Source organism: Alishewanella sp. BS5-314, from assembly GCF_025377695.1.
GTDB classification, from domain to species: domain Bacteria; phylum Pseudomonadota; class Gammaproteobacteria; order Enterobacterales; family Alteromonadaceae; genus Alishewanella; species Alishewanella aestuarii.
On record NZ_JACEHJ010000002.1, the window covers coordinates 1,619,026 to 1,639,560 of the forward strand.

Annotated in this window: 21 protein-coding genes; 5 read left to right on the forward strand and 16 right to left on the reverse strand. The window is 51.9% G+C overall.

From position 1 onward, the window contains the following. Positions 1-5: 5 nt before the first annotated feature. Positions 6-1,592 carry a LysM peptidoglycan-binding domain-containing protein gene (locus tag H1D31_RS11935; protein ID WP_261259114.1) on the forward strand — a complete coding sequence of 529 codons (1,587 nt, stop codon included), beginning with the start codon at positions 6-8 and terminating at the stop codon, positions 1,590-1,592. Between the two features lie 18 nt (positions 1,593-1,610). Continuing rightward, entirely contained in the window at positions 1,611-2,090 is a 480-nt protein-coding gene (locus H1D31_RS11940) for a hypothetical protein (RefSeq protein WP_261259116.1), read from the forward strand. A gap of 4 nt (positions 2,091-2,094) precedes the next feature. On the opposite strand, the gene H1D31_RS11945 is transcribed toward H1D31_RS11940, so the two are convergent. The 16 genes from H1D31_RS11945 to pspA form a co-directional block, all read right to left on the reverse strand. Continuing rightward, complete coding sequence (locus tag H1D31_RS11945) at positions 2,095-2,301, reverse strand: hypothetical protein (RefSeq protein ID WP_008607549.1); 207 nt, start codon at positions 2,299-2,301, stop codon at positions 2,095-2,097. Positions 2,302-2,303: 2 nt separating this feature from the next. Next, positions 2,304-3,266, reverse strand: coding sequence for a GAF domain-containing protein (locus tag H1D31_RS11950; RefSeq protein WP_261259117.1), 963 nt, complete (start codon positions 3,264-3,266; stop codon positions 2,304-2,306). Positions 3,267-3,380: 114 nt separating this feature from the next. Then, a complete protein-coding gene (gene maiA / locus H1D31_RS11955) occupies positions 3,381-4,022 on the reverse strand; it encodes a maleylacetoacetate isomerase (RefSeq protein ID WP_008607544.1) in 642 nt (213 codons plus the stop codon). Then, positions 4,019-5,038, reverse strand: coding sequence for a fumarylacetoacetate hydrolase family protein (locus tag H1D31_RS11960; protein WP_065955145.1), 1,020 nt, complete (start codon positions 5,036-5,038; stop codon positions 4,019-4,021). Before H1D31_RS11960 ends, maiA begins: the two co-directional genes overlap by 4 nt. 21 nt (positions 5,039-5,059) lie before the next feature. Continuing rightward, positions 5,060-6,190, reverse strand: a complete 1,131-nt coding sequence (locus tag H1D31_RS11965) for a homogentisate 1,2-dioxygenase (protein ID WP_261259120.1) — start codon at positions 6,188-6,190, stop codon at positions 5,060-5,062. Beyond that, positions 6,183-7,256 carry a 4-hydroxyphenylpyruvate dioxygenase gene (gene hppD, locus H1D31_RS11970; RefSeq protein WP_261259123.1) on the reverse strand — a complete coding sequence of 358 codons (1,074 nt, stop codon included), beginning with the start codon at positions 7,254-7,256 and terminating at the stop codon, positions 6,183-6,185. The genes H1D31_RS11965 and hppD overlap by 8 nt, the downstream gene beginning before the upstream one ends. 226 nt (positions 7,257-7,482) lie before the next feature. Next, positions 7,483-9,045: a transcriptional regulator TyrR gene (tyrR, locus tag H1D31_RS11975; protein WP_008951461.1), complete on the reverse strand. Its 1,563-nt coding sequence runs from the start codon at positions 9,043-9,045 to the stop codon at positions 7,483-7,485. Positions 9,046-9,177: 132 nt separating this feature from the next. After that, positions 9,178-9,519, reverse strand: coding sequence for a 4a-hydroxytetrahydrobiopterin dehydratase (locus H1D31_RS11980; protein ID WP_008951460.1), 342 nt, complete (start codon positions 9,517-9,519; stop codon positions 9,178-9,180). Between the two features lie 10 nt (positions 9,520-9,529). After that, positions 9,530-10,330, reverse strand: a complete 801-nt coding sequence (gene phhA, locus H1D31_RS11985; protein ID WP_065955147.1) for a phenylalanine 4-monooxygenase — start codon at positions 10,328-10,330, stop codon at positions 9,530-9,532. A 210-nt stretch (positions 10,331-10,540) separates the two neighbouring features. Further along, complete coding sequence (locus H1D31_RS11990) at positions 10,541-11,476, reverse strand: chemotaxis protein CheV (RefSeq protein WP_261259125.1); 936 nt, start codon at positions 11,474-11,476, stop codon at positions 10,541-10,543. Positions 11,477-11,508: 32 nt separating this feature from the next. Continuing rightward, a complete protein-coding gene (locus tag H1D31_RS11995) occupies positions 11,509-12,762 on the reverse strand; it encodes a trans-sulfuration enzyme family protein (RefSeq protein WP_261259127.1) in 1,254 nt (417 codons plus the stop codon). 117 nt (positions 12,763-12,879) lie between these two features. Beyond that, positions 12,880-13,890, reverse strand: coding sequence for a YcjF family protein (locus H1D31_RS12000; RefSeq protein ID WP_261259129.1), 1,011 nt, complete (start codon positions 13,888-13,890; stop codon positions 12,880-12,882). After that, positions 13,887-15,272, reverse strand: coding sequence for a YcjX family protein (locus H1D31_RS12005; RefSeq protein ID WP_261259131.1), 1,386 nt, complete (start codon positions 15,270-15,272; stop codon positions 13,887-13,889). The genes H1D31_RS12000 and H1D31_RS12005 overlap by 4 nt, the downstream gene beginning before the upstream one ends. 21 nt (positions 15,273-15,293) lie before the next feature. Beyond that, entirely contained in the window at positions 15,294-15,710 is a 417-nt protein-coding gene (gene pspC / locus H1D31_RS12010) for an envelope stress response membrane protein PspC (protein ID WP_008607530.1), read from the reverse strand. Beyond that, a complete protein-coding gene (gene pspB / locus H1D31_RS12015) occupies positions 15,700-15,939 on the reverse strand; it encodes an envelope stress response membrane protein PspB (protein WP_008607529.1) in 240 nt (79 codons plus the stop codon). The genes pspC and pspB overlap by 11 nt, the downstream gene beginning before the upstream one ends. A 30-nt stretch (positions 15,940-15,969) precedes the next feature. Continuing rightward, positions 15,970-16,635: a phage shock protein PspA gene (gene pspA, locus H1D31_RS12020; protein WP_008607528.1), complete on the reverse strand. Its 666-nt coding sequence runs from the start codon at positions 16,633-16,635 to the stop codon at positions 15,970-15,972. Between the two features lie 187 nt (positions 16,636-16,822). Between pspA and pspF the strand changes: the two genes are divergently transcribed. From pspF to H1D31_RS12035, 3 genes are read left to right on the forward strand one after another with little or no spacing between them, the layout of a single operon-like run. Further along, entirely contained in the window at positions 16,823-17,914 is a 1,092-nt protein-coding gene (pspF, locus tag H1D31_RS12025; protein ID WP_261259134.1) for a phage shock protein operon transcriptional activator, read from the forward strand. Continuing rightward, positions 17,911-19,521, forward strand: coding sequence for an ABC transporter substrate-binding protein (locus tag H1D31_RS12030; RefSeq protein WP_261259135.1), 1,611 nt, complete (start codon positions 17,911-17,913; stop codon positions 19,519-19,521). The genes pspF and H1D31_RS12030 overlap by 4 nt, the downstream gene beginning before the upstream one ends. Further along, positions 19,518-20,534 carry an ABC transporter permease gene (locus tag H1D31_RS12035; protein WP_261259136.1) on the forward strand — a complete coding sequence of 339 codons (1,017 nt, stop codon included), beginning with the start codon at positions 19,518-19,520 and terminating at the stop codon, positions 20,532-20,534. The genes H1D31_RS12030 and H1D31_RS12035 overlap by 4 nt, the downstream gene beginning before the upstream one ends. The last annotated feature ends 1 nt before the right edge of the window (position 20,535 follow it).

Below are 20,535 nucleotides of genomic sequence, written 5' to 3' on the forward strand. Positions count from 1 at the left end.
TTGTTATGACTGTAAGAATCTCTGCCGTAGTTTTGCTGGCACTGCTTAGTGGCTGTGTCAGTACGACAGGGTCTAACGCTGATAACACGGCTGATACTGCGGTTCAGCCTGCAGTAAAACCCAAAACCACTGATTTTCATAAAGATACTGCATCTGCCGAATTGATTGCTGAACGCTTGTGGAGTGCCGGCCTCACTGAGGAGCAATTGTTGGAGGCATCCGAGCTGGAAGACCTCTGGCAACGGATCCAGGCGCAGTTATCTTTTAAAGTTCCGCAAACGCGCCCTATTATTGAGCAACGTAATTTTTATGCCGATAACCAGGGTTATCTGGATCGGATTGCCGGTCGGGCGCAACCCTTTTTGTTTTTTATCGTCGAAGAGCTGGAAAAACGGCAAATGCCACTCGAACTGGCGTTATTGCCTATCGTTGAGAGTGCCTTTGACCCTTACGCCCAATCGCCATCACGTGCTGCCGGTATGTGGCAGTTTATGCCGGCCACCGCTAAGCGTTTTGGTTTAGCGCAAAATAGTTGGTACGATGGCCGTAAAGATGTGGTGCAATCTACCCGGGCGGCGTTAGATTATTTAGAGTATCTGTATAACACCCTGGAGCATGACTGGCTCAACGCTATTGCCGCTTATAACGCCGGTGAAGGTCGTATTATGCGGGCGATCCAGGCTAACAAAAAGCGGCGCTTACCGACAGACTTCTGGTCGCTTGACTTACCCGCTGAAACTACCGCCTATATCCCAAAATTACTGGCACTGGTTGACATTCTAAAGCGACCGGAAGAGTTTGAAATTGTCTGGAAATTTATTGCTAACGAACCCAAGATTGCAATAGTCGATGCCGGCCGGCAATTGGATCTGGTCGTCGCCGCGGAGCTGGCTGGCATTAGTATTGCCGATTTACAGGCGTTAAATCCCGGCTACAGCCAGTGGGCAACCGCACCGGAAGGACCACACCAACTGGTATTACCGGTAGAAAAAGCCGAACATTTCTCTGCCCAGCTAGCCCAAACGCCGGTAGAAAAAATGATGCAGTGGCAGCCGTATCAGGTTAAAAGCGGCGATACCCTCGGTGCGATCGCCAAACGTTATGGCATCAGTGTCGCAGCGATACAGAAACTGAATAATCTGACAAACAACAATATCCGAATTGGCCAGAATCTGTTGCTTCCAAGAGGCAACAACATTGATACTGAGCAACAGACACAATTGGCAAATACCAGCGGTCAGACCCCGGCAACGGCAGTTAAGCATCAGATCCAACGCGGTGATACGCTGTGGGATCTGAGCCGAAAATATGACGTGACGGTAGCCCAGATCCGGGAGTGGAATAAGCTTGCCGCTGGCGCTCCCCTTCGTGAAGGTCAGCAGCTCACCATTTACAGCAAGCAGCAACCTCTGGTACTGGCAACAACCCGCACGCTAAATTATCGGGTCAGGCCTGGCGACTCCTTATCAAAAATCGCGCAAAGATTCAGCGTATCAGTGGCAGATATTGTAAAGTGGAATAATATTAATACAGAAACCTTTTTACAGCCTGGCCAACAACTCACCTTGTTAGTCGACGCTGGTACAGTCTAATTGTTGAGGTTAAGCACCATGATCAGAGTTCTGCTGGCGTTAATAGCGATATTACTGAGCTTTAGCGCAGCGGCAGACTTTTTGGTTGAAGGCAAACTCAAACTGGAGCAGGCTGATGGTCAGAAAATACAGAAAACCTTCCCGTTAACACTGTTTCGGGAAGAGGGCAGTTACCTGTTTAGTATCGGCGAGCAACAAACCCGCTTGCCGGCACCACCGCAAAAATATTCACTCTATATTATTTTGCAAAATGATGAAGATCTTTTTATCACTGACTTCAGTCAGCTGCCATTGCGAGCCTTTATCCTGGAGATTGCTGAGCGTCGGCTTGAAGTTAGCCGGGATCCACTGGCCCGCACCGCACGTGGTCGCTATGTGTTAAAGCTGGATGGTGAGATCTTTTATTTCAGCAGGGGCCCGGGACAGATTAACTTTATTTTCGACCAGAACGGAGTAAAGGATGTAACCGTCCAGGGTATGTTTAAACCCCGACGCTGAATTATCACGACTGCGGCTCTTGCTGTGGCTGTAATGGTGACCAAAGCCCGGATACCAGGCATAATAACGGTGCCACTAACAACAACCAGAAATGGGGTAACGGGATCTGATGCCACCAGGCATGCAAGGCGGCAGTGAGCTGAAACAGCACCCCAAACAAGCCAACATAGCATAATAGCCGGTTTAACCAACGTTGTGGAAATCTTAGCATCGTCACTCCTCCCCCAAAACAGCGGCCTGGTGTTTCAGCTTAACCAAAATGCGGGCAAACATCCCCAACAACAACCTCTCCTGTTCAGTATAGTAGTGATACTGACGAACAGAATCAAAACCGACAAAACCATATAACTGCTGCTCATCAGCAATAGGTATCGTCAATAAACTTTTTATCCCCTGCGGTTGCAATAGCTGCTTTAGTGCATCGTCATCGGGCAAAGAGGGTACATCTGGCAGATACATCTCCCGGCCATGTCGGTGGGTATTTAGCCACTGAGGAATGGCCGCCAGCGGTACTTGTTGTAATGTCTGAATTTCGGGCGCAATACCAGGTGCACACCATTCAAAGGTGTTGGAGCAGCTTTGCCGGATAAAATCGTAATCAAACAAATAGGCCCGGTCAGCCCGCACCACTTCGCCTAACTGCTGTAACGTCAGTTGCAGCATTGCCGGCACAGCAGCAGGCTGCAAACCGATAAAACGCTCGGTAATTTCCAATAAGGTGGCACTAAGGCGAGCCGCGTCAGGTTGAATGCTAGCCTGACGGCTGACCGGTAACTCCGGCAACTGGTGTAAGGTGACTAACTGATAGCCCGGCTCAGGCGCAAAGCTGTTTACCTGATAATAAAGATGGGTGTTTGCCGAATAAAATACTGCCCGGACATTGAAGTTTTCAGCCGGCGCCTGCGCCAGTTGCTGCTCATCCAGCCCGGTAACAATTTTAAATACTGCATTGGCAGCGATACAACGATTCTGCGTGGTACTGGCGGGCAGATCCTGAAACAGCGCACTGGCAAAGGGCGCCTGACGCCACCAGCTAAAGTGATCCATAATTGACATCCGTGACTGATAACTCCCTGCCTGTTCAGAAATGACAACTGCAATAGACTGACTGCGGTAACCAGGTTGTGGCATAGCGGGCTGAATTTTGCCACACAGCGCAGATGACAGCCACACCACAGCTTAGCGGATCCCGGTGCGGGACACAATCGGCGGCACTATGTTTGCAGTAGCTTTCAGAATAGGTCTGCAATGTGATAGATAAAAGCTGGCGCCCATACCGGGCGCCAGCAATTAAAGTTGTGCGTCAGGCTGTTGTTCGGGAGCCGCCAACGCAAAAGCAGCAAGTTGCAGACAATGCTGATAAATACGGCTGATCAGCGGATAGCGGCTCAGATCCAGGTTAAAACGCAGCGCGTTATAAACCTGAGGTACCAGGCACAGATCCGCCAGACTAACGTCATCACCATAGCAATACTGACCTGCCGTTTGCTGTAGCTTTTGCTCCAGCGCATTAAAGCCCAGTGTCAGCCAATGTTGGATCCAGCGCAGCTTTTGCGCTTCATCCAACGCCAGCTCCCCGGTCAGATACTGCAGCACCCGTAGATTATTTAACGGATGCAGATCGCAAGCAATATCCAGCGCCAGTGCCCGCACTTTAGCACGGGCAAACGGCTCTTGCGGCAACAGGCGCGGCTCGGGATAGGTTTCATCCAGATACTCGATAATCGCCAGTGACTGACTCAGGCTACCTTGCTCATCGACCAGGGTTGGTACCAGCTCAGCCGGATTTAGCGCCTGATAGGCGCTGCTATGCTGCTGACCACCGTCCTTGAGCAGATGCACCGGAATGGTTTCAAAGCTCAGCTGCTTCAGATTCAGGGCGATCCGCACCCGATAAGCGGCAGAAGATCGCCAGTAGCTGTAGAGTTTCATTGCCCCTGATACTCCACCACTTGCTGGTCAATGGCGCCAAAAATACTCTGGCCTTGCTCATCCAGCATTTCCAAGCGGATACTATCGCCAAAGCGCATAAAGTTGGTACTGGGTTTGCCATCCCGAATGGTTTCAATCATCCGGATTTCGGCGATACAGCTATAACCCACACCACCTTCTTCAATCGAGGTACCGTAGGCAGTACCTTGCTTATTCGATACCGTACCCGAACCAATAATAGCACCGGCGCCCAGATTGCGGGTTTTCGCCGCATGTGCTACCAATTCGCCAAAGTGGAAGGTCATATCAAGGCCGGCATTAGGTTTACCAAAAGCAATGCCGTTGTAATGCGACAGCAGTGGTAGATGCAAGCGCCCCCCCTGCCAGTATTTACCCAATTCATCCGGCGTCACGGCCACCGGGCTAAAGCTGGATGCCGGCTTGGATTGGAAAAAACCAAAGCCCTTGGCCAGTTCATTTGGGATCAAACCGCGCAGCGATACGTCGTTGACCAGCATCAGTAACCGGATCCGGCTTAATGCCTGTTCGGCACTGATGCCCATAGGGACATCATCCGTCACCACGGCCACTTCACCTTCAAAGTCGATCCCGTGCTGCTCACTGACGGCAGCAATAGGATCGCGCGGGCCGATAAAATCATCCGAGCCGCCCTGATACATCAGCGGATCCGTCCAGAAGGTTTCCGGCATCTCGGCGTTACGCGCCTTACGCACCAGCTCGACGTGGTTAACATAGGCACTGCCGTCTGCCCACTGATAAGCACGTGGCAGTGGCGACTCACAGTCGGCCTGCACAAAACGTTGCTCACCCGGTACTGTGCCGGCATTTAATGCCTGATAAATTTCAGCCGCCTTCGGCGCCAGGCTGGACCAATGATCCAATAATTGCTGCATGGTGGCGGCGATATGCGGAATAGCAATACAGCGGCTCAGATCTCGGCTTACTACCACTAACTGCCCATCACGGGTCTGATTTTTTAACGTTGCTAACTTCATCTCAATTCCTTAACTGAGCGCTCAGGCTTTAACTTTCCAGCTATTCACATATTCCGGGTTTTCGGTAGCCAAGGCCGCCTCACCGACTTCCAGCGCATCCCGGGTATCCAGCATCACTGCAACTTCATCGGTAAACTTTTTCCGGTACTCTAAACCCGCCTGAAAGGCTTTCGGATGCGGACCATGGGTAAAACCGGCCGGATGGAAGGTGACCATGCCTTTTTCGATATTATCGCGACTGAAGAAATCGCCGGCATGATAGAACAGCACTTCATCATAATCGTCGTTATTATGATAGAACGGCACTTTTAACGCGCCCGGATCGCTTTCAATTGGCCGGGGGACAAAGGTACAGACCACAAAGCGCTGCGCTACAAAGGTGGTATGCGCTGATGGCGGTAAATGATAGCGGTGACTCATCAAGGGCCTGATATCGCGCCAGTTGATACGCATTACGGCTAAATCACCATGCCAGCCTATCGCATCCAGTGGGTTATAGGGGTAAGTAATCACTGACACCTGGCCGTGGCGTTTTACCTCAACCTGCCAGCTATCTTCGCTGTACTGAGCTTTAAAAGCATCATCGATTTTCGGGGTATCCAGCATCGCCGGATCAAAGATCGCATGATTGCCGACCAGGCCTTTTTCCGGCAACTGATAGCTGTCGTTAGTGGCTTCAATCAGCACCACATACAACGGCTCCAGCGGCTCTAACCGCCACATGGTGGAGCGCGGAATGACCACATAGTCGCCATCGCGCAGGGTCAGATGCCCATAATCGCAATACAGCTCGGCACTGCCCTCATGGATAAACAGTAACTCATCGCCGTCAGCATTGCGCACCAGCCGCGTCATCTTATCGCTCAAACGCCAGGTGCGGAATTTACAATGCGCATTATGTAGCAGCAAAGGGACCGCCCAGGGTGAGTCGGTACTCACTTCCAGGTTGTTAAAATCAAACAAGCGGGGACGCAGTGGCCCCTGCCAGTCACTCCAACCGGTTGGTGCATGGCGGTGATGGAAATGCGTAGCCGGACCGAAAAAGCCACTACGACCGGTTTCCCGCTCGTAAATCGCCTGCTCGGGGAAATCGGCATGCGCCTGACGTGATACATCACCTTCTTTTAATGGAAAGGACGCCCATTTACGCATTGCTCAACACTCCGCGCTGGATCTGATCTTCTTCAATCGACTCAAACAAGGCTTTAAAGTTACCCTCGCCAAAGCCTTCGTTGCCTTTACGCTGGATAATCTCGAAAAACACCGGGCCAATGACCGTCTTGGTAAAGATCTGCAACAAAATACCGTCTTTCATCGGTGCGCCGTCAATCAAAATGCGCAGCGCTTTTAACTGCTCCAGATCTTCAGTATGGCCTTCAACCCGCTCATTGACCTTGGCATAGTAGGTATCCGGCGTTGGCATAAAGTCCATGCCGCGTTCACGTAAGGTACGTACCGTTTGATAGATATCGTCCGTGGTCAGGGCAATATGCTGAATGCCCTCACCTTTGTATTCGCGGATAAATTCTTCAATCTGTGACTTATCGTCAGAAGATTCGTTAATTGGAATACGGATCTTGCCACAAGGTGCGGTCATCGCCTTTGATACCAGGCCGGTCAACTTGCCTTCAATATCAAAGTAACGGATTTCACGGAAGTTACCGATCTGTTCATAGAAACCAGCCCACAGGTTCATATTACCGCGCATCACGTTATGCGTTAAATGGTCCAGCACCTCCAGACCCACACCATGCTTGGCCATCTCGACCTGCCAGTTATCGTAGTATTTAAAGTCGATATCATAGACTGAGCTGGCACCATAGCGATCAACAAAGTACAGCAGGCTACTACCGATGCCATACACGGCCGGAATATTCAGCTCCATCGGGCCAATCTGATTCTTATATTCTTTGGCACCGTTTGCTAAGGCATGTTTTAGCGCCGCAGCCGCATCTTTTACCCGAAATGCCATGGCACAGACTGATGGGCCATGCTTACGGGCAAACTCTTCCGCCTGTGAATTCGGCTCGGCGTTGATAATAAAATTGATATCGCCCTGCTTATACAGCCAGGCTTCTTTCGAGCGATGTTTCGCCACTTCAGTAAAACCGAGTGAACTGAATAAGTCTTTCAGCTTCTGAATACCCCCGGCATCGGCTGCGGTATATTCCACAAATTCAAAACCATCGGTACCCAGCGGATTAATCATATCGGTCATGTGTCTACTCCTGTCTTTTATTTATGGCGCCAAGCGCTTGAGCGCTATCATGCGGTAGCGCCAGAAAAAAGGAAGAGGCGGCATTATTGTTGCGATATCAGGCGCTGACCTGGCAAGTGTAAAATTAGTGATACAGTGGCTAACTTAGCGGCAGCGACATGAATGGAAAGGCCGCCACTATGCAGCGGCGGCCAAAATAGCGTATAGAAGTCAACACAAAGCGTAATTAAATTTTTACAGTCTTCCGGCTAATACCATAATCACGCAGTTTATTCGCCACCGCGGTATGGCTTAAACCGAGCTTTTTCGCCAGCTGCCGTGAGCTGGGGTAAGCCGGAAACAACTTACGTAGTAAATTGGCCTCAAAACGTTTTACCGCCTCATCCAGGGTGCCATCAAAATCCTGCTCCAGGTAACCAAAGTCATTGGTATAGCTTGGCAGCTGCAGATGTTGCTTTTCCAGCTCATTACCATCCAGCAGGGTAACGGCCCGATACAGCGCGTTTTCCAGCTGCCGCACATTTCCCGGCCACGGATACTGCTGCAAAAACTGGCTGCAGTTATCCGTCAGTTTCGGCGCTTTGCGCCCGAGCCGTGCCGCGTAACGGGCAATAAAGAACTCCGCCAGCGGCAGGACATCCTGTTTGCGATCACGTAGCGGCGGTATGCTTAGCGTCAGCACATTCAGACGGTAGAACAAATCTTCACGAAACTTGCCTTCCTGCACCATCGCCGGTAAATCTTTCTGGGTAGTACAGATCACCCGCACATCAACCCGCACTTCTTTTTCTTCTGCCACCCGGCGGAAACTGCCATCCTGCAAAAAGCGCAGTAATTTGGTTTGCAGTTGCGGTGACATCTCACCCACTTCATCCAGAAACACCGTGCCGCCATTGGCTTGTTCAAAGATCCCTTTCTTGCCCTCAGCGGTGCCGGGGAAGGCATTAGGCCCATAACCAAACAGCTCAGACTCGGCCACATTATCCGGCATCGAGGCACAGGGTACGGTTAAAAAGGGTTTGCCATTGCGGCCACCGGCGGCATGACAGGCCCGCGCTAACAATTCTTTACCGGTACCGGTTTCGCCGACGATTAAAATGGGCGCATCCAGCTGCGCCATGCGCCGGGCTTCCCGTACTACCTTGCGCATGGTATTACTGCTGGCCTGTATACTGTTAAAGCTCTCGGCATCGCCTTTTTTAAAGGCAATCATATGCTGACCGAGCCGGCTTTCCGATTTCAGGTTAATTACCGCCCCGGCTAAAATGTCCTGGCCGGTTTCATCCGGCACCAAGACCGGCAAAATATCGGCGATAAAACGTTTACTATGAATTTCTAAACGCCGGGTTTGCGCCAGCACATCCTCGCCCTCCAGCCAACGCTGGAAATTAAAACCTTTCACCATACCTTGCAATGACTGACCAATGATAGCGTCATAGCTCACCGACAAGGCTTCTAATGCCGCTTCATTGATCACGGTAACATTGGCTTTCAGGTCAATGGCAATCAAACCATCGGGCAAGGTGCGCAGCAGCGTCATCACTTCGTTATGTTCACGCTCAGATGGCATAAAGGCGGTAGTTTTCACATCCTCCACGCCCTGGATGCGGCGCATCCTGGCCATCAATTCCTGAAACTGCTCAAAATTCACGGTTGGGAAAGACACATAGATCTTATTTAACGACGGATCGACTTCGATACCGCGCAGATCCAACTGATAGCTAACCAGCACATTGAGGACATCTTGCGCCAGCCCTAATCGATTTTGACACTGTATTTCTAAACGCATAGCCGCCTTACACCTCTGGCCTGACCGATGCTGCATCATACGGTAAATTAAAGCAGACAGACCAGTTTTTTTGTAAAGAATTATGAACAAAAAAGGACGCCTCTGGCGTCCTGTTACAATAAGACAGTAGGCTTAGGCTGACAGCAGCGCATCCGTCTTGGCAGCACAAATAAAATCATTCTTGTGCAGGCCTTTGATCGAGTGTGACCACCAGGTTACGGTCAGCTTGCCCCACTCTAGCAGCAGCGCCGGATGATGGCCTTCCGCTTCTGCCATTTCGGCCACTTTATTGTGAAAGGCCCAGGCTTGTTTGAAGTTTTTAAATTTGTACTCGCGTTCCAGCTGTAAGATACCGTCCCGAACCACCGGCGTCCAATCCGGGATCTGGCGCATTAATTCCGGCAACTCGGCCTCTGATACTTTTGGTGCATCAGCACGGCAGGCTTCACATTTCATTGCAGTTAATTCGGTCATGCTTAGTTTCCTAGCTTGCTTGCTTTTCTTTAGGGGGAAATTTCGGGGCATGTAAACCCAGGGCGCGCGCCTGCTCAACCAGCGCCATCAGATCCAGATGGGCGATATCAAACAGATCATCGATCCGGTTAATCATAAAATAAATCGGTTGCATAATATCAATACGGTAAGGCGTACGCAGCACATCCAGCGCATCAAACGGCTTGCGCTCTGGCAGCTCGGACTCCAGCGCATAACGGGTTTCACCCGGCGATGACAGAATACCGCCACCATAAATGCGAAGCCCGTCCGGCGTTTGCAGCAAACCGAACTCAATGGTAAACCAGTACAGTCTGGCCAGATACACCCGATCCTGCTTATTCGCCGCTAAGCCAAGCTGACCATAAATATGAGTAAACTCAGCAAAAGCCGGGTTGGTTAACATTGCGCAGTGGCCAAAAATTTCATGGAAAATATCCGGCTCTTGCAGATAGTCAAATTCTTCGCGGCTACGAATAAAGGTAGCAACCGGAAATTTCTTATTAGCCAGCAACTCAAAAAAGCGATCAAAGCTAATCAGTGCCGGCACCTCAGCACATTCCCAGCCAGTGGTTGCACGTAATACCTTACTGACTTCCTCCAACTGCGGAATGCGATCGGTGGGTAAATTCAGGCGTTGCAGCCCCGCCATATATTCATCACAGGCTTTACCTTCGATCACACCCAGCTGCCGGGTGATCAACTCGTGCCAAATCTGATTTTCTTCATCACTCCAATGGATAATGCCGTTGGCATCCGATTGGCGCGACACATATTTACTGGTCTTAGTCATACACTACCTGTTGTCTTGATCGTTAACAGCGCATGGCTGCTGGCTCAGTATTTTGATATTTTTTTAAAGGGAGCCGATGCAGCGGATACTAGACGATAGTGGCGACGGTGTTAATCTTTGATGCCGGAAAAAGCCACGGTTAAGGTGTAACAAAAGCATTACACCCTAATCATTTCACGGTGATGATGGGGGCAATGCTGCCCCGCAGGACTAAGCGTGCTGACTTTCTGCCAACCAATGATTGACGGCAGTCAGTAATTCATCCGGGTGAAACTTGGCAATAAATTGGTCGGCGCCGACTTTTTTCACCATCGCCTCGTTGAACACCCCGCTTAACGAAGAATGCAGAATAATATGGATCGGACGCAGTGCCGGCTCAGCCTTAATTTCTGCCGCCAGCGTATAGCCATCCATCCGTGGCATCTCGATATCAGAAATCAGCAGCGGCACCCGCCGGGTGATGTCATCCCCCCACTCTTTGGCTTTGTTACGTAGCCAATCAAGCGCTTCCTGGCCATCTTTCATCAGTTCTGATTTAACGTTGATGCTATCAAGCGCTCTTTTCACCTGATTACGGGCCACTGCCGAGTCATCCGCGACCAACACCAGGATTTTATCCAGGGTCAGTCCTTGCGACTGGGCTTTGGTTTCCTCACTGACATCTTCATCTACCGGCATAATCTCGGCATAGACTTTTTCAACATCAATAATCTGTACCAGCTTATTTTCAATCTCAGTAACAGCCGTCAGATAGTGCGATTTACCGGCACCTTGTGGTGGCGGTTTGATCTGCTCCCAGGTCAGGTTAACGATCTTGTCGACACTGGAGACCAGAAACCCCTGCACACTGCGGTTGTACTCGGTAACAATCACAAAGGCATTTTCAGTTTTACCTATGCCCTTGCCGGTGGTGGCTTCAGCTAAATCCAGCACCATCACCGGTTCGCCACGCAAATGCGCAATACCTTTGACACAGGGATGAGATCCCGGCATCTCGGTCAGTTGCGGGCACTGGATCACCTCCCGCACCTTAAACACGTTGATCCCGAATGGCTGCGGCCCATTCAGCCGGAACAGCAACAATTCGAAACGATTCTGCCCAGCCAGATTGGTTCTTTGGTTTACCGAATTTAACAGATTACTCATGCAAGGCTTCCCGGAAATAACGTCGACTCAGTCTAGTTATAGCAGGTTTCCGGCCTCTGTTTTGGATTTAGCGCAAGCTTTGTGGTGACTTTTGCTAAGTTTTCACTCAAAGGTGCCAAGGCCTGCTGTAGATCGGCCAAAATATCATCAACATGCTCCAGGCCAACAGAGATCCGGATCAGGCCATCGCTGATCCCGGCGGCGGCCCGCTCTTCTGCAGTATAGGGACTATGGGTCATCGAGGCCGGATGCTGAATCAACGACTCGGCATCGCCCAGACTGACCGCGAGGCTAAGCAAACGGCAACGGTTAATCATCTCCCGGCTTTGCTCCAGGCTAGCGTTGAGCTCAAACGCCAGCACGCCACCGGCGGCCTGCATCTGCGTACCAAGAAAGCGATAGCCCGGATGACCAGGCAGGCCCGGATAATGCACCACAGCCACTGCCGGGTGCGCCGCCAGATATTCGGCGACCTTTTGCGCATTACTGCAATGCCGCTCTAACCGTACCGATAAGGTTTTTAAACCACGGATAATCAGCCAGGCATCGTGTGGGCTGATAGTGGCGCCCATATCTTTTAGCGTCGTCAGTTTGATGGTGCGGATTTTCTCTTCATCCGAGACAATAATGCCGGCCACCACATCTCCATGACCATTCAGATATTTGGTCGCGCTGTGGATAATAATATCAGCGCCAAATTTCGCCGGCTGCTGTAATAGTGGCGTCAGGAAGGTATTATCAATCACCGACAGGATATTATGTTGCCGGCACAGACCACATAAGAAAGCCAGATCCAATACCACCAAATGCGGGTTAATCGGCGTTTCGGCAAACAGCATTTTGGTATTAGGCTTAATGGCGGCAATCACAGCCGCATGGTCGGTCATATCAACAAAACTGACTTCAATACCATAGCGGGCAAACTGATGGCTAAACAACGCAAAGCTGCAGCCATAAATGGCTTTACTGGCAATCAGGTGATCGCCCTGTTGTAAAAACGCCAGTGTCGCGGCTGCCACGGCGCCCATACCGGTCGCCGTCGCTGCAGCATCTGCCATGCCTTCCAGTGCTGCCACTTTAAGCTCCAGCTCGCGGGTGGTCGGGTTACCTAAGCGGGTATAAATATAACCGTCCTGCTCGCCGGCGAAACGGGCTGCGCCCTGCTCGGCGTTGTCAAACACGAAGGTCGAGGTTTGGTAAATCGGTGTACTGAGCGCGCCATAGGGCTGTTTGGTTTTGCCGGCATGGATACACAGGGTTTCAGCATGTTTATTATTATTTTTCATAAGGGTGTTCTGCTAATGACTGCAACTCTCTTCAGCATTAACAGAAAACGCTAAAATGGGAAGCAAGCCAGACGGCTTGCTGTCTGAAGTAATAAAAACTCTGACCAGTGACTGCTGTCAGCTTTTGTTGGCAGTCGGCTCAGCCGGGCTAAAACGTCCAACCAGGGCTTTTGCCAGCTGTGCGGGCTGAATTTTCTGACTTTGCGCTAAGGGTAAAGGCCGTAATTGCGTCATGGCGATATTGCCCAGCCGCGCTACCAATAAACCGGCAACCACGCCCTGCCCGGCCCGGGCAGAGAGTTTTGCCGTTAATTCACTGCTCAACACATCCGCCGCCATGTCCAGCGCCAATTCTGAGCTACCGGCCCAAAGTAAGGTTGCTATCGCCTGCTTGATTAATACCAGACTACGTAACTGACCAACAGGTGCGCCGTAGAGCCTGGCCAGCTGGCGTAACATCCGGCTGCTGCGCCACAGCACCAGTAACATATCTGCCAGCGCGAACGGACTGATCGCCACAGCCAGACTGCTGTCGGTCGCACCGCGCCAGATCAGCTGTTGCGCCTGCCGATCCAAGGGTTGCAGCAGTTGCTGCTCGAATAAGGTCAGGATCTCGATGTCGCTGTGTTCAGGTTTGATCGCTGCACGCCAGTCAGCTATCGCAGTTTGCGTCAGCGCGTCCGGCGGCAAAGCGCGCAAAATGGCATCGCAAAGCGGTGAGGCCTCGCCAAACTGCACATTTGCCGCAATACGCTGCGCCTGTTGCTGCCACTGCTGATTACGTTGCAGTTGCCGCCACAAGCGCCACTCGCGGTAACACAGCACCAGCAGGATGGTCAGCATAGCGCCACTGAACAGACTTACCAGGGCACCAGCCAGCAGGCTTTGCTGCCAATGCTGTGTCAGCCAGGCAGTCCACTGCCAAAGCCCCAGTGAGATTAATGCCAGCAAGGCGAACAGTACCGCCAGCCATAACACACTGAACCGGCTGGAGGAGGAAGGCTCTGGCGGCGCCACGTCATCCAGCGGTAACAGCGGCTGGGGTTCTAACTGCTGACGGGCTTTCGGGAGCTCGACTGCTGCTATCTGCTCCTGGCTAAAATGCTGGGCCGACTTTAAGGGTTTCATCGTAGTTTGTCTCCGAGCAAAAATTCCAGCACATGATCCATCCGGACATGGGGTAAAGGTAAGGCGGCGGCCTGCGTTGTCGGCAATAAGGCTGGAAATTGAAACTGATGTTGCTGATACAAACCGGCCGGCGGGATCTGCGCCGGCACTTCGCCCGGATACAGGGTCACCGGCTCGCCCGTTGCCAGGTCACGGCCGCTGATACAAGGCTGGCGTTGTCCCTGCTGCAGCACAAAGCCGGCCTGACTGGCGCGCACAGCAGCAATCGCCATCGCTTCAGTGGCTGCACTGGCATAGACACTTTGTTTGATCGGTTGCTGCAATAACTGCTGCAGCAATAACGTCAGGGCCTTATGCTGATCCGGCGTCACATGATCCGCCTTACTGGCGGCAAACAGTACCTTGCTGATCTGCGGCTGAAATAACCGGCTTAGCAAGCTGGCCGGGCCATAGCGAAAGCTTTGCATTATCAAGCCGAGCGCCTGCTGTAACTCCTGTACCGCACTATAACCGGCGTTTAATGCAGCCAGACAGTCCACCAGCACCACCTGACGATCGAGCCTTGAAAAATGCTGCCGGTAAAAAGGTTTGATCACATAATCACAGTAGCTTTGATAATGCTCGGTCAGGCGGCGCAATAGCGGCGAATCTGTTTCCAGTTGCTCCGGCAATAACGGAAATAGTTGTAGCATCGGCGCGCCGGCCAATTCGCCGGGGATCAGTAACCGACCAGGTTGCTGCAGATAACAACCGCTCTGCTGACTGTATTGCAGCAGCAGGCTGCGGTAACTCTCAGTCAGCTCTTGCAGTTGTACCTCAGACAGGCTCTGTAAATCACACTGCTGCAAAAGTGCTTTAAACGCCACACTGCTGGCCTCGCGGTGTGGCTGTTGAAACAGTTGCCAGCAAAATGTTGACCATTGCCGGTAATCCTGCTGTAGCAGCGGCAAATCCAGCAGCCATTCTCCCGGGTAATCAATAATTTCCAGCTGCAGCTCGCTATGTTGCTGCAACCGTGACCGAATAGCGCCCTGCGGGCGGTAGCGTAAGCTCAGGTTAAGCTGGCTCCAGCCGGTGGTTGACGGTGGCCATTGCGCCGGTTCGGCGCTCAGATAGTGTAAATTCTGCTCATACGGAAAGCGGGGGATCGCCAGCGGCTGGTTTTGTGCCAGCCGGCCACCGAGATAACGCCCCTGCTGTAGCACGCTAAAAAAAGGCAGATGCGCTATTTGGTCGCCGACGGTCAACTGATGCACCAGTGAACTGATAAAGGCGGTTTTGCCGGCACCGCTCAGCCCGGTAACGCCAAGCCGCAGGTGCCGGTCCAGGGTGCGATGGCCAAGTTGCCGGCCGTGATACTGAATACTTTCCAACCAACTCATGCGCAGTCCGACAGTCAGTGGTTACAGGTTATTAAATTCACGGTTTAGCTGAAAGCGGCTGGATGTGACATGCCGCTCCATATCCCGTAATTTCAGCTCCATGCTGTTAAACTGATGATTCAGGTGTTGCAACGCCTGACGTGGCGATTCACCACGCTGCCAAACCCGGGTTTTTAACTCCACCGGCTTATTGGCATAATCCTGGCTAGCCTCAGTCGAGCCGGCGGCGAAAGCCGCTTTCGACTTTTTTTCCAGCACCACCCAGGCCGCAATATAGAGCACCAGTACAATGCCACCACCGCCGAGGAAGAACGCCGAGACAGTAATGATCCGTACCAGCCACAATTCCCAGCCGAAGTAATCCGCAATACCGGCACAGACCCCGGCGATTTTGCCGTTCTCGTCGTCCCGTAACAGTTCACGCTTTTTACTGACCATGCTGATTCCTCCATCTTGGGCTGTCGGCATCTAAAATGGCTTCCAGGGTTTTGATCCGCTCGGCCATTTTTTCGGCTCTGACGGTCAACTCGTTCAACTGGTTCAACTCAGCGTCACTCAGGCCCTGTTTAATCTTATTTTTACTGCGGTAGTGCATAATCACCCACAGCGGTGCCACAAAGATCATAAACAGGATCAGTGGCACAAAAATAATCTCATGAATATCCATTCGTTAGTCCTTCAAAAAGGACGCCTGCACTCAGGCGTCTTTGTTCTGCATTTTGGCTTTCAGAGCAGCCAGTTCCTGGTCAATTTTGTCTTGCGCGGCCAGCTCAGCAAATTCGTCTTTTAACGATTTCTTACCTAAATCATAGGCTTCAACCTGAGCTTCCAGCGTATCAATTTTCTGCTCGTAACGCTCAAATTTGTACATCGCATCGTTAATTTTGTTGCTATCCAGTGTTTTCTTCACTTCCAGGCGGTTAGCGACGGTCTGACGGCGCATTAACATGCTCTTCTGCCGAGCCTTAGCATCGGCCAGCTTTTCCTGTAACTGCGCGACTTCGTCCTGTAACTTGCTGATATGCTCGTCCAGATTAGCAATGTCACGGGCCACTGCATCGGCTTGCTCGCTGGCTTTCTCGCGTTCAATCAGGGCAGAGCGGGCCAAATCGTCACGTTCCTTTGACAGTGCCAGTTCGGCCTTCGCCTGCCAGTCTGCAGCTTCTTCCTGCAGCCGGTTGATCAGGCGTTGTAACTCTTTTTTCTCGGCGATGGTTTTCGCTGAAGAAGAGCGGACTTCGACCAGTGTATCTTCCATTTCCTGAATAATCAGGCGGACCATTTTCTCCGGATCTTCCGCTTTATCCAGTAAAGCGTTGATATTGGAGTTCACGATATCGGAGAAGCGTGAAAAAATACCCATAATAATTACCTCTGTTTAATGATGACTGACATCGACACCTTTTGTTATTCAGGTTTCTTGCCAACTTGCAAAATCATATTAATACATTGAAATATAACATTATTTTTTATTTTAAAATTCAACTATCGCTCAGTCACGTTATGAAATACACTATTTATTAGTAATTTTCGCTAACTTATGGCTGCTCATGAATAGGAAGTTCCAACAAGATAACCTGCTAGGCCAGGCCAACAGTTTTTTAAACGTGCTGGATCAGGTGTCACAACTGGCGCCGCTGGATAAGCCGGTGCTGATCATTGGTGAGCGCGGTACCGGTAAAGAACTGATTGCCGCCCGCCTGCACTTTCTGTCGCAGCGCTGGGATCAACAATATCTTACGCTGAACTGTGCCGCCTTAAACGAAAATTTATTAGAAAGCGAACTGTTCGGGCATGAAGCCGGTGCCTTTACCGGCGCCAGTAAACGCCATGAGGGTCGCTTTGAGCGCGCCAATGGCGGCACCTTGTTTTTGGACGAATTAGCCAACACCCCGGCCATGGTGCAGGAAAAATTGCTGCGGGTTATCGAATATGGTGAATTTGAGCGGGTTGGTGGCAGCCGGCCGGTGCGGGTGGATGTGCGTCTGGTCTGCGCCACCAATGAAGATCTGCCCTCGATGGCAGAGCAAGGCGAATTTCGGGCGGATTTACTGGACCGCCTGGCGTTTGATGTGATTACCCTGCCGCCGATGCGCGAGCGCCGGGAGGATATCCTGCTGCTGGCGGAGCACTTTGCCATCAACATGGCACGCGAGCTGGGGCTGGAGTTATTCAGCGGCTTTACCGAAAAAGCCAAGAAAACGCTACTGGATTACGACTGGCCCGGTAATGTGCGAGAATTGAAAAACGTGGTTGAACGCGCCGTATACCGCAACAATAATGGCTATGTGCCGGTACATACTATTCAGCTCGACCCCTTTGAATCAGCCTACCGGCCCCAGAAAAGGATCAAAGCACCAGTGAGCCGGGTGCTATCTGAGCCGGTACCGCAGGCAGCGCAACCCCAGCCGTCGGCAGCACAGCCCGGTACAGCGGCGGTACCTAACCTTGCCGCTGAATTTGATTTTTCCGGCAACCTGGATTTTAAAACGCTATCGCAGGACTTTGAGGTGCGCTTAATTAAGCAAGCACTGGCGGCCTGTCAGTATAATCAGAAAAAAACCGCCGATGTGCTGGGACTGACCTATCATCAGCTCAGGGGTTATATGAAAAAATATCAGTTACTGGATAGTCAGCAGTGAAATATCTGTCTTGTTTAAGCCTGCTTTGTGTTGCCCTGCTCAGCGGCTGCAGCCGGGACCAGGGCCCGCTGCGTGAGGGCGGTTTAGTCTATTGCGCAGAAGGCTCGCCGGAGCATTTTAATCCACAGCGGGTGACCTCTGGCACCACCATTGATATTATCAGCCAGCAACTGTACGACCGGCTGCTGGATATTGACCCGCAAAGCGGCGATCTGCTGCCGGCTCTGGCCAGCAGCTGGCAGCGCTCCGCCGACGGCAGAACCTATGAGTTTCAGCTAAGGCCCGATGTGCAGTTTCATCAGACACATTATTTTACCCCCGGCAGACCATTGCAGGCAGCTGATGTCGTCTTTACCTTTAATCGTATTTTACAGCCAGACCATCCTTTCCATGCTGTCGGTGGTGCTGTCTATCCCTATTTTCAAAGTGTTGACTGGACAGCTCTGGTAACCGAAGTGCGGGCAACGGGTCCGCTTACCGTGCAGTTTCAGCTTAGCCGGCCCGACAGCTCTTTCCTGTCCAATCTGGCCACGGATTTTGCCGCTATTCTGTCGGCTGAATATGCCGGGCAGTTACTGGCCAGCGGCCGGCCGACACAAATTGATAGTCTGCCGGTTGGTACAGGGCCGTTTTTCTTTCGCGAGTACCAAAAGGATGTTCTGGTGCGCTTTTACCGGCATGCCAACTACTGGCGCGGGGAAGCGGCGATGGCACAGCTGGTATTTGATATAGTGCCGAATAACGCCCGACGAATGGCCAAGTTGTTAACCCATGAGTGCGACATTATTGCTTACCCGCGACTGGCCGAGCTGGCGCTAATCACCGAGCGGCCTGATGTCCGGGTGCAGGAAAGCACCAGTATGAATGTCGGTTTCTGGGCCTTTAATACCCGCAAAGCGCCCTTTGACAATGTTAAGGTACGCCAGGCGTTATCGCTGGCGATCAATCAACGGGCGATTTTGCAAGCCGTGTATTTTAATCAGGCCACCGCTGCCCGCTCCGTATTGCCGCCAACCTCCTGGGCCTTTAACCCACAAATTCCGTTACATGAATATAACCCACAACGGGCGCGCGAGCTGCTGGCTGAGGCCGGTTATGGCAATGGCTTTAATATGAACATCTGGGCGATGCCGGTACAACGTTTGTACAACCCCAATGCGCTGAAAATGGCTGAGTTGCTGCAGGCCGATTTGGCGCAGATAGGGGTTAATGCCAGCATTGTCAGCTACGAGTGGAATGCTTTCCGCCGCCGGCTCAGCCAGGGCGAGCATGATTCAGTATTGATTGGCTGGGCCGCGGACAATGCCGATCCGGATAACTTTTTCCGGCCACTGCTTAGCTGTGCCGCCGCAGACAGCGGCTCTAACCGGGCCCTGTGGTGTGATCCGGTCTTTGACCGCATGATTAATCAGGCGCTGCTGACCAGCGATCAGCAGCAAAGACGTAGTTACTACCTGGCAGCCCAACAATATCTGCATAACGAGCTCCCTCTGGTTGCTATGGCGCATTCGCAGCGGATCCAGGCGCTGAACTCGCAGGTAGAGGGCGTCAGCATTAACCCCTATGGTGGTATTGCCTTATTTCAGGCCAGACGGGTGCAACCATGACCATTTACCTGCTGCGCCGGCTGTTTTTACTTGGCACCGTATTACTGGGTTTAAGTATTTTCGCCTTTAGCCTCGGCTACCTGTTTCCCGGCGAGCCATTGCAAAACTTCTCCGGTTTACGCTATCTGGATGACAGCACACGTGAACAGCTGACCCTGGCATACCGGCTCGACGGCTCCTATTTACAGCAGTATCTGGCTTTTATTCAGCGTCTCTGGCACGGCGATTGGGGACTCTCTCTCGCCAGCCAGCAACCGCTGTTAACTGAGATCAGGCAGGTATTACCGGCAACGTTGGAGCTAACCAGCTACGCCCTGCTGGTATCCTTTTTTTTCGGCATACCGCTTGGTATTCTGGCAGCAATCAAACCAGATGGTGTGATCGGTAAAGCGATCTCGGCTATCGCCATTACCGGCTATTCGCTGCCCATATTCTGGTGGGGGTTGTTGCTGATTATGGTATTTGCGGTCGGGCTGGGCTGGTTTCCATCCGGTGGCCGCCTTGGCGTGCTCTACGAGATCCCGCCGCAAACCGGTTTTATGCTGATCGATATTCTGTTGTCCGATGTCAGCTACCGCCAGGCGGCGCTGCAGGATGCCTTGCGGCATTTGCTGTTACCCACACTAGCGCTGGCGACCTTTCCAACCACTGTGATGATCCGCTTTGTGCGCGATGCGATGCTGGATGTCTGGGAGCAAAGCTATATTAAAACCGCAAAAGCCAAGGGGTTAAGCCGCTTGCAGGTGCTGTACCGCCATGGTCTGCGCAATGCCCTGTTACCGGTGATCCGGCAAATCGGCCTGCAGTTTAGCACCCTGATCACACTTGCCATGCTAACCGAAGTGATCTTCTCCTGGCCTGGTATTGGCCGCTGGCTGATCGACAGCATCTATCAGCGCAATTTCCCGGCGATCCAGGCCGGGTTAATGATTATTTCGGTACTGGTGATTACGGTTAATATGCTGACCGAAATCCTGCACACCTTCTTTAACCCGCTGGCCAGGAAGCGTTAAG